This window comes from Streptomyces sp. MnatMP-M17, assembly GCF_900091995.1.
Taxonomy (GTDB): Bacteria; Actinomycetota; Actinomycetes; order Streptomycetales; family Streptomycetaceae; genus Streptomyces.
Genome location: NZ_FMDK01001118.1, coordinates 1 through 1,598, shown reverse-complemented (window position 1 = coordinate 1,598; position 1,598 = coordinate 1). Strand labels below are relative to the sequence as shown.

At 73.8% G+C, this 1,598-nt stretch carries 1 protein-coding gene; it reads right to left on the bottom strand.

All coding sequences use genetic code 11. From position 1 onward, the window contains the following. Nucleotides 1-61 precede the first annotated feature (61 nt). Nucleotides 62-1,519 carry a sugar transferase gene (locus tag GA0115259_RS42505; protein WP_370749332.1) on the bottom strand — a complete coding sequence of 486 codons (1,458 nt, stop codon included), beginning with the start codon at nucleotides 1,517-1,519 and terminating at the stop codon, nucleotides 62-64. Between the last annotated feature and the right edge of the window lie 79 nt (nucleotides 1,520-1,598).

Here is a 1,598-nt window from a genome sequence, read left to right as displayed (position 1 = left end):
TGGGCGGCGGATCGCGACCGGCGCGCGGCCGGCAGCAGGACGCCGAGGGCGTCGGCGGCCATCAGCTTCCCGCCGGACGGACCAGGGAGGCCGCGGTCCGCAGCAGGATGCACACGTCCTGCCAGAGCGACCAGTGGTCGATGTAGTGGTTGTCGAACCTGGACCGGTCCTCGATGGAGGTGTCACCGCGCAGCCCGTGCACCTGTGCCAGCCCGGTGATACCGACGGGCATCCGGTGCCGGGCCGCGTAGCCGGGATGGGTCTTGCTGAAGTTGGCGACGAAGAAGGGCCGTTCCGGCCGAGGGCCGACGAGGCTCATGTCACCGCGCAGTACGTTCCAGAGCTGCGGCAGCTCGTCCAGCGACGTACGGCGCAGAAAGCCGCCCACCGGGCTCATCCGCAGGTCGTTGGCGATGTTCCAGCGGGTGGCGGCCTCGTGGTCGTCGGCCGGGCGCAGGGTACGGAACTTCAGCAGCGTGAAGGGCCGCCCGTTCTGGCCGATCCGTTCCTGGCGGAAGAGCACACCAGGACCGTCGCCGAACCGTACGACCAGGGCGCAGATCAGCAGCACCGGCGAGATCGCCAGCAGGACGGGCACCGCGATCGCCACGTCCAGCAGGCGTTTGGCGACCGTGCCGCGGCGGCGCGCGGCCGGCGGCTCCACCCGGCGCCAGGCGAATCCCCACAGATGCCGGCCCATGCCGGGCGCCGGAGCGACGGTGTCCCAGGGGCCCGCGCCGATGAACGAGGTGGCGCAGCCGTACTCGTGGAAGAGCGCGACCAGGGCGGACCGGTCCGTACTCTCGCGCGAGCCGCCGAACCCGGGCCTCGCGAAGGCCTGATCGCGGAATTCGGCGTCGAGATAGTCGCCGGGACCGACGCCCGGACCGGCACCGGGACCGGAGCCCGGGCCCGAACCGGTGTCCCCGTAGCCGGAGTCGATGAACAGCGCTTCCTGGACGCCGTTCTGGATGACGGCCCGGTGGATGCCCTCGGCGGAGGTCAGCACCGGCAGCGCGGGAGCGTCCGTACCACCGCCGCCGCGACCGCCGTTCGGGCCGTCGTCCCGGGTCGGAGCGACGATCCCGACGGGCCGCAGTCCGTACTCGGGATGCTGGACGAGCAGCGCCGTCAGCCGCCGCGCCGCCAGGCCCGTACCGACGACCAGCGCGGACCGCAGCCGGTTGCGCGCCGTCGCGCGTCGGCGTGCGTGAACGAGTGAGCGTCCGCCGCATGTCAGGGCAAGGTGTACGAAGGCTCCGCCGAGCAGCGCCGTGATGCCCAGGGCGCGGGCGGGCAGAAACGCGGCGAGCACGGCCGCGGCGGCGCACCAGGAAGCGGCGATACGAGCGGCCAGCGCGGGCAGTTGGTCGAGCGCCGAGAGGACGACGCCGGGCCGGTAGAGCCCGCCGAGCGCGTTCAGCGCGGTCACCGAGACGACGAGCTGGACGGCGAGGACGGCGTCACGCCGCTCGTCGCCGAGGACGGCGGCGGACAGTACGGCGGCGAGCGCGTCCACCACGAGCAGCGGCAGCGGCCCGGAGCCGGGCGGTCTGCCGGCGGGGCGCCGTGGCGGTGGCGCGACGCGGTCGGAGGTG